The 7601-nt window shown below is 51.7% G+C and carries 6 protein-coding genes; 1 reads left to right on the top strand and 5 read right to left on the bottom strand.

Annotated features, from left to right (window positions below; all coding sequences use genetic code 11):
- Positions 1–127 precede the first annotated feature (127 nt).
- Genes ACSZLD_RS07810 through cobA form a run of 5 tightly spaced genes read right to left on the bottom strand, consistent with a single transcriptional unit; the run spans position 128 to position 5496 of the window.
- Complete coding sequence (locus ACSZLD_RS07810; RefSeq protein WP_377908593.1) at positions 128–886, bottom strand: sirohydrochlorin chelatase; 759 nt, start codon at positions 884–886, stop codon at positions 128–130.
- Positions 825–1925 (bottom strand): anthranilate phosphoribosyltransferase, encoded by a 1101-nt coding sequence (locus ACSZLD_RS07805; RefSeq protein WP_377908594.1) that lies wholly within the window; start codon positions 1923–1925, stop codon positions 825–827. The genes ACSZLD_RS07810 and ACSZLD_RS07805 overlap by 62 nt, the downstream gene beginning before the upstream one ends.
- Positions 1925–2263: a nitrite reductase small subunit NirD gene (nirD, locus tag ACSZLD_RS07800; RefSeq protein WP_377908595.1), complete on the bottom strand. Its 339-nt coding sequence runs from the start codon at positions 2261–2263 to the stop codon at positions 1925–1927. The genes ACSZLD_RS07805 and nirD overlap by 1 nt, the downstream gene beginning before the upstream one ends.
- A 20-nt stretch (positions 2264–2283) precedes the next feature.
- On the bottom strand, positions 2284–4701 hold the full coding sequence (gene nirB, locus ACSZLD_RS07795) for a nitrite reductase large subunit NirB (protein ID WP_444684827.1): 2418 nt from the start codon (positions 4699–4701) through the stop codon (positions 2284–2286).
- 27 nt (positions 4702–4728) lie between these two features.
- Positions 4729–5496 carry a uroporphyrinogen-III C-methyltransferase gene (gene cobA, locus ACSZLD_RS07790; protein WP_377908597.1) on the bottom strand — a complete coding sequence of 256 codons (768 nt, stop codon included), beginning with the start codon at positions 5494–5496 and terminating at the stop codon, positions 4729–4731.
- Positions 5497–5947: 451 nt separating this feature from the next.
- Here cobA and ACSZLD_RS07785 point away from each other — a divergent pair, with 451 nt between their 5' ends.
- Positions 5948–7153, top strand: a complete 1206-nt coding sequence (locus ACSZLD_RS07785) for a nitrate/nitrite transporter (RefSeq protein ID WP_444684826.1) — start codon at positions 5948–5950, stop codon at positions 7151–7153.
- Positions 7154–7601 lie beyond the last annotated feature (448 nt).

Below are 7601 nucleotides of genomic sequence, written 5' to 3'. Positions count from 1 at the left end.
AAGGCCGCTCGGATTTCTGCTATTTTTTTGTCTTTTTCTCATTTCATTCCAAAAAAAAGCGGTACCGGACATATCCGGCACCGCTTTTTGTTTCAAGAAGAGCTTTTTAGACAGCCCCTTCGTTTAATTATGATATTTTTCTTGCATAGCGGACGACAGGGAGCGTCGTAGAGCTTAAAATCCGGTCGACGAGTATATCGTGAAATAGCTCGCCTGTTCCGAAGCAGGAGGCGGCGGGGATGCCTGCTTCCTCAGCCTGGTGCTGAATTTTTTTGTACATCGTCCCGTCAAACAGGAAAAACGGCACCACGAGACAGCGGCCTTCATACGTCTCTTTCACCTTGGCAAGCACCGTTTTTAAGTCGGGCTCTGCCATCACCATATAAGCGGGTTCGACGCTCTCGCAGGCAGCGGTCTGAGCGAGGTCGTGGCAGAGGGAGGTGGTCATCGCTGCAGCCCCGGGATCGCTGCTTCCCTGGCTGACGACGATCAGCACGTCTTTTTCGGCTTCAGCTCCGTGCTCGCGTTCCCAGCTGCGGCGGCTGTCGTTCAGTGCATGCACAATAAGCGGATGACTGCCGAGGTGCTCACCGAAATGTAGCGTCATAGAAGGATAGCGTGCGGCCATTTTCTCCAGCTTTTCGGGGATATCCCGCTGGTAGTGGCCAGCCGGCGCGAGAATAAGCGGGATGACAGTAACGTCCAGAGCGCCTTTTTCATGGAGAGCGGTGATGCCTTCCTCGATCGATGGGGAGCTGAGCTCCAGATAACAAAGGGAAATAGTCATATGCGGGAGCGTCTGCTGCACACGTTCTGTCACGCTCTCACACGCGCTGATACTGTCCTGGTCGCTGCTGCCGTGTCCGATAAACAGAATGTGTTTCATGAGTAAATTCCCTCCATTGTAAGTAGTGGTGCCATGCTTTTCCGGAAGCGGCCGTTTCCTCGGCGAGTGAAATACCTTCCGAAATGCTGGCGGTGTGACCAAATAGAAACAGACGGACGCCAGCATTTAACATGACGATGTTCCAGGCATTCTGATCTTCTGGAGATGCTTTTTTGCCGAGCAGCACGCGCTGAATAAGCGCTGCCTGGCATTTCGGAGTTAAGTCCTCCAGCTTGCGCACCCGGTCTGAGCCGAGTCCGTAATCGGCAGGGTTAACATCAAAGGAAGTCGTCCGCTCTTCGGTAACGTGAAACAAAAAGCTTTTGCGGTGGACTGGAATGTCTTCTGATCCTTCCACCCCCTGCACCATGTAACTGTGCTGAAAAGCAAGGTTCCGCATCAGTCCGGAGTTCGTTTTCACCACTGTTCGGTGAAAAATACCGGTCAGCGTGGATGCAGCCTGAGGCGGGCTGAGCAGCTTTTCAATCGTATTTAAATAGGTACGGAATCCAAGTTCTTCCCGGAGCGGACGCAGCTTTGCGAGTGGCGGGCAAAGATCCTCGGTGCGGCCAAAGCCAATATTCAGCGTATCGAGCCCCTTGCCGAGCGCTTCAGGAGGCAGGAACGTTTCAATGCCGAGCTCCTGAAGCAGGTTTTCCAGCGAAGGGTTGTACTTTGGCGGAAGAGTCGGTGCACTGTGCAGGTATACAGGAATGCCTGCCGCACTCAGAATAATGGATACCGGGATGGTAGCGGCAAACTGCCGGCGGCCGTTATATGGTCCCGCAGAATCAATCATCCGGCTGCGAACGTCCTCGGATACGGGAACTTCTATCGTGTGACGCTTTAACACTGAAGCAAATCCGGCTGTTTCATCTGCACTTTCTTCCTTCAGCCGCTGGGACGTGAATAAGGCAGCGGTTTGTGCGGGTGTAGATTCACCGGAGACAATCCGCTCTGCGGCAAGCACCGACTCGTCAAAGCTAAGGTCCTGGGCTCTGCGTTTGCCGCGGGCTGTTTTTTTCAGCAGCTCCTGCATCAGGTAGCCTCCTCTTGCAGCTCGATCAGGACACGGCCGTCTTTCAAGTGCGTAGGAAATGTTTCCACGCAGCCTTCGTCCGGGTCCTGTACCTTGCCGTCTGTCACGCTGATTTTCCAGTTATGGAGTGGACAATAAACGTACTCCCCGCTGATGATCCCCTGCGAGAGGGGTCCTTTCTGATGTGGACATTCATTTTTAATCGTATAAAATTCGTCATCCCCGAGTCGAAAGACAGCGAGGGGGATTCCCTCGACGATCACTTCTTTACTGATTTTGATCGGGAACTCTTCCAAACTGCCTGCGTCAATGATCTTCGTTCGAACCGTTTCCTGCATGATACATCCTCCTTCTATGCTCACGTTGTGACGTGCTTGACGTCGAAATATTCCTGCTTGATCGTACCGCTGTTCACAATCTGCTCCCATGGCTCTTCCATTTGGGCAATCGTTCGCTCCATTCGTTCTGCGAGCGCTGCGCAGTTGGCATCATTGTCAACGAGCTGCTCCTGCACCCAATCAAGTCCGACTCGTTCGAGCCAGTGTGATGTGCGTTCCAAATATTTAGCGGTTTCCCGGTAAAGCTGCATGTAGGCTGCTGTCATATGAATCACGTCTTCATCAGTCGTCACGGTACAGAGGAGGTCACCCTGACGCAGATCGACACCGCCATTACCGCCGACATACATTTCCCAGGCACCCTGAAGACCGACGATGCCGATATCTTTAATACCTGATTCTGCACAGTTACGCGGGCAGGCAGAGACACCCATCTTCACTTTATGCGGAGTAGGCACACCCTGAAACTTCTTTTCAAGGTCAATACCCAATTGAATCGAGTCCTGAGTGCCAAATCGACAGAAGTCCTGGCCGACACATGTTTTGACCGTGCGTACTGCTTTTCCGTAAGCGTGCCCGGAAGGCATGCCGAGCTCTTCCCAAATCGACGGCAGGTCGGCTTTTTTAACACCAAGGAGATCGAGCCGCTGTCCGCCTGTTACTTTGACCATCCGTACGTTGTATTTGTCAGCGACATCCGCTATTTTGCGAAGCTCCTCTGGATTGGTCACGCCGCCGTACATGCGCGGCACAACGGAATACGTGCCGTCATTTTGAATATTGGCGTGCACTCGTTCATTGATAAAGCGGGAATTCGCATCATCCTCGGCTTCTTCCGGATTCACCATGTTAATGTAATAGTTAATCGCCGGCCTGCAGGAGGAGCAGCCCTCCGGTTCGGACCAGCCGAGAACATTCATGACTTCCCGCACGAGCGTCAGCTTTTTATCTCTGATCTCTGCGGTTACTTCTTCGTGAGAGAGCGTGGTACAGCCGCACATCGGTTCCTTCTGATCGGCTTCACGGAAAGCATCGCCAAGCGTCAGCTCCAGCAGTTCGGAAACGAGTGGCTTACACCCGCCACAAGAGCGCCCGGCGTTTGTGTGCTGGGTAACTTCCTGCAGAGAAGAGAGCTCCTTTTCCTGAATACTTGCGACAATGTCTCCTTTGCATACGCCGTTACAGCCGCAGATCGTTTCATCCTCTGCCATACTGACGACAGCACTTTCAGCTGATGCTTCCCGCTTTTCTGAAGGAAGGATCGCTGCTTTATCCATCTCGGAAATATCAGTTTGCTTTTTAATCATATCGAGCAGCCGTGGTGAATCGGACGTATCTCCAAACAAGACAGCACCGATCACGCTGCCGCCGCGGACGACGACCTTCTTATAGACTCCTTCAAACTCATCATGCACGCGGATCGCCTTCGTATCAGCACCGTCTGTAAATTCTCCAGCAGAAAAAACGTCTACGCCTGATACTTTAAGCTGCGTGTACATAAGCGAGCCTTCATAGGCGCTTTCTGCTGTTTCAGCCAAATGATCAGCGAGTACGGAACCTTGCTCATACAAGGGAGCGACCAGTCCGTAAACCGTTCCGCGGTGCTCGACACATTCACCAACAGCGTATACGTCGGGCACGTTCGTGCACATCTGATCATCGACTAAAATGGCCCGATCCGTTTCCAGACCTGAAGCAGCGGCAAGGGCGACGTTCGGCCGGATGCCGACAGCCATGACAACGAGATCGGTATCAAGGGAAGTGCCGTCTTTGAACAGCAGTCCGGAAACGCGATCTTCTCCTCGGATTTTGACAGTCTGCTTATTCATATGGAAGCGCATGCCCTGGCCTTCCAGTTCTTCCCGCAGCATCGCAGCTGCAGGCTCGTCCAGCTGGCGCTCCATGAGAAATTCCGGCAGGTGAATGACGTCGACTTCCATGTTCAGGTTGAGCAGCCCGCGTGCTGCTTCCAGTCCGAGCAGTCCGCCGCCGATCACCGCCGCGCGTTTATGGGTTTTAGAAGTCTCAATCATCGCTTCGCAATCTTTGATGTCACGAAAGGCAATCACACCTTCTTTATCCGCCCCGTCAATTGGCAGCATGAATGGATCAGAGCCTGTGGCGAAAATAAGCTTATCGTAAGCCGCTTCAGTTCCGAAGCTTCCATAAACGACCTTCTGTTCGGTATCGACCTGAACTGCTTCTTCTCCACAGTGAAGGTTACAGCCATTTTTTTCATACCAGTCATAGTCATTCAGAATGATATCTTCCACGCTGCTGTCTCCCTGCAGGACAGAGGAGAGTAAAATCCGGTTATAGTTCGGGTATGGTTCTTTTCCGAAAATCGTGACCTCAAATCTGTCCGGATCACGTTTGATGATTTCTTCCAGTGTGCGGATACCGGCCATGCCGTTTCCGATTAAGACGAGCTTTTCCATTACATAATTCCTCCCAGCAGTAATTAGTTATACGACTTTTTCAAACGGTGCAGCGGGTTTTTCAAACCAGGACAGCGAATCGTGAAGCGCAGCGACTTCGCCGATGACGACGAGTGCAGGAGCCTGTAAGTTTGCGGCTGCGGCGTCCTTGCTTCCACTTCCGAGTGTGGAACGGATCGTACGCTGATTCTTGGTGGTTCCTTGTTCAATAAAGGCGACCGGGGTATCGGCGCAGCGGCCTGCGTTGATCAGCTTCTCGGAAAAGACCGGCAGCTGCTTCACTCCCATGTATACAACGATCGTATCGGCTGCGTGTGCGAGTGCGTGCCATTGTACGTCGCTGTTATCTGAGCAGCAGTGACCAGTGACAAACGTAACAGATGAGCTGTATTCCCGGTGAGTCAGCGGAATGCCTGCGTAAGCAGCTGCGCCTGTACCAGCGGTGATGCCTGGTACAATTTCGAATGGGACACCGGCTGCGGCACAGGTTTCTGCTTCTTCGCCGACTCTGCCGAACATCGAGGGGTCCCCGCCTTTCAAGCGGACGACCGTTTTTCCTTCGCGTGCCTTTTCCACTAACAGAAGTTGAATTTCCTCCTGCTTCATTGCATGCAGACCGGACCATTTACCGCAGAAGATCCGTTCCGCGTGTTCGGGAGCTTCGTTTACCAGCTCGCGGCTGACCAGCCTGTCATAAACAATACAGTCGGCCTGCTCCAAAGCGCGCTTTCCTTTTACTGTAATGAGGTCGGGGTCTCCTGGACCGGCACCGACTAAATAGACTTTTCCGTTCATGGGAACGACTCCTTTGTCAATAAAATACGGCACCCGGCTCCGGGTGACTGATAGGCTTCATGATAAAATAGATGTATTTTTAATACTACTTTGTTGTAAGACTTTCTGACAGCATAATTTCAGAATATTCCATCGCATCATATACAGGCATATACAGTCGTTTTTTCACATGGAAGGCGTTTTCATCCATCATTTCCGCATAGATATCTGCCTGTAGCTGACCTGCATTATTTTTGTAGGTAATAAACGGAAAGAAGGAAGCAAGAGGATAAAAGATAGATAATATATGCATGTTTGAAGCCAGTGAAACACGTTGGGGGACAAGGGTTTATCCGGAAATTTAGATATCAGATAATTCAAAAAACATGTGATATTACCTGACACATGTGATGATATTCACAGCTTGGACTGCCACAATGCAGAGGACAAATTGATGAAGGAGTGTTGAAACGTGAAACTGTCGGATCTACGAAAAGGTGGTCATGCTCCGTCGCTGCTTTCTGCATTTTTATACTTTGATATCAGCTTTATGATTTGGGTGCTTTTAGGGGCGCTCGGGGTGTATATTACCGCTGACTTCAACTTATCGGCAGGCCAGATTGGATTTATAGTGGCAGTCCCGATTCTCGCCGGTTCGATTTTCAGAGTGGTTATCGGTATTCTGACCGATCGGTTTGGACCGAAGAAAACCTCGATCGGGGGCATGATCATTACGATGATCCCGCTTTTCTGGGGCTGGCAGTTCGGTGTGACGGTAGCAGAGCTTTACATGATTGGTATTTTGCTCGGGGTCGCTGGAGCTAGCTTCAGTGCTGCACTGCCAATGGCAAGCCGCTGGTATCCGCCGCATCTTCAAGGAGTGGCGATGGGCATCGCCGGAGCAGGGAACAGCGGTACACTGCTTGCTACACTATTTGGTCCAGGACTTGCGGAAGTGTTCGGCTGGAACGGTGTATTCGGGCTTGCCCTGATCCCGCTGACGCTTGTGCTCCTGACCTATATCTTTCTCGCTAAAGAACCGCCGAATCAGCCTGCTCCAAAGCCGGTAAAGGATTACTTTTCCGTACTGAAAGAAAAGGACGCCTGGTATTTCTGTATTTTGTACAGCGTAACGTTCGGAGGCTTTGTCGGGCTGGCAAGCTTTTTAAGCTACTTTTTCGCTTCTGAATATGCCGTGTCCGGCATTGTAGCCGGTTATCTTGTATCGGTAGTCATCGCTTCCGGCAGCTTTTTAAGACCAGTAGGAGGACTGATCGCAGATAAAATCGGCGGCGTCCGCTTACTGCAGTATTTGTTTATCGGCGTCGCTGTCTGTATGATGGGAACCGCCCTGCTGCCGCCTTTGGCAGTTGCCCTGCCACTGCTGTTTCTCGGTATGGGCTGTCTCGGGATGGGGAACGGTGCTGTGTTCCAGCTCGTTCCACAGCGTTTTCAGAAGGAGATTGGCATGGTTACCGGCATCGTCGGTGCTGCCGGAGGGGTAGGAGGCTTTTTCCTGCCCAACGTGCTCGGCATTCTTCGCGATGTAACTGGCACATACGGTTCAGGATTTATTGTGTTTTCCTTCGCCGCTGTATTTGCTCTCGGTCTGCTGACCTTTGCCCAGGCTGAATGGAAGCGGGAATGGAAGCTGTCGAGAAAATCTGTCAGAATTTAAGGGACGCAAAGCAGCCGCTGTTTCCGGTTCTCCGGAAACAGCGGCTTTTTTCTGCTGGAAAAGTCATTGTGATGTATAAACGTTGCATCTGGCTACATCTGCATACACTCACTCTCCGGAGGCACGGGCTCAGCTAATCGCTTCTTTCGTCAGAAGCGCTTGATCTTCGCCTCGTTCTGATCATCCCGTAGTGAAGGCCTTCTATGTCAGCAGCTGGCAGTATATTTTGAACGCCTGGTTATACCTGGCGCAAGGCTGATAAATACCGATTTGGATGCAGAAGCGAAAGCCTGGACTGGTTTGCGAAGGCTTTTTTCGAGAAAACGGAGTCCTAGTGAAGCCGCGCCATCCTGCGTTACGCTTTTCCCATCCTGCATGGGGACTGTCCGTAGCAATAGCTGAAGGCAAGCCTACGACAGGCTTCGTAAGCAGAAGGGAACTACACCCA

Source organism: Alkalicoccus luteus, assembly GCF_052061695.1.
GTDB lineage: Bacteria > Bacillota > Bacilli > Bacillales > Salisediminibacteriaceae > Alkalicoccus > Alkalicoccus luteus.
Note: the sequence above shows the minus strand (reverse complement) of the source record. Positions and strands in the feature narration are given on the sequence as shown.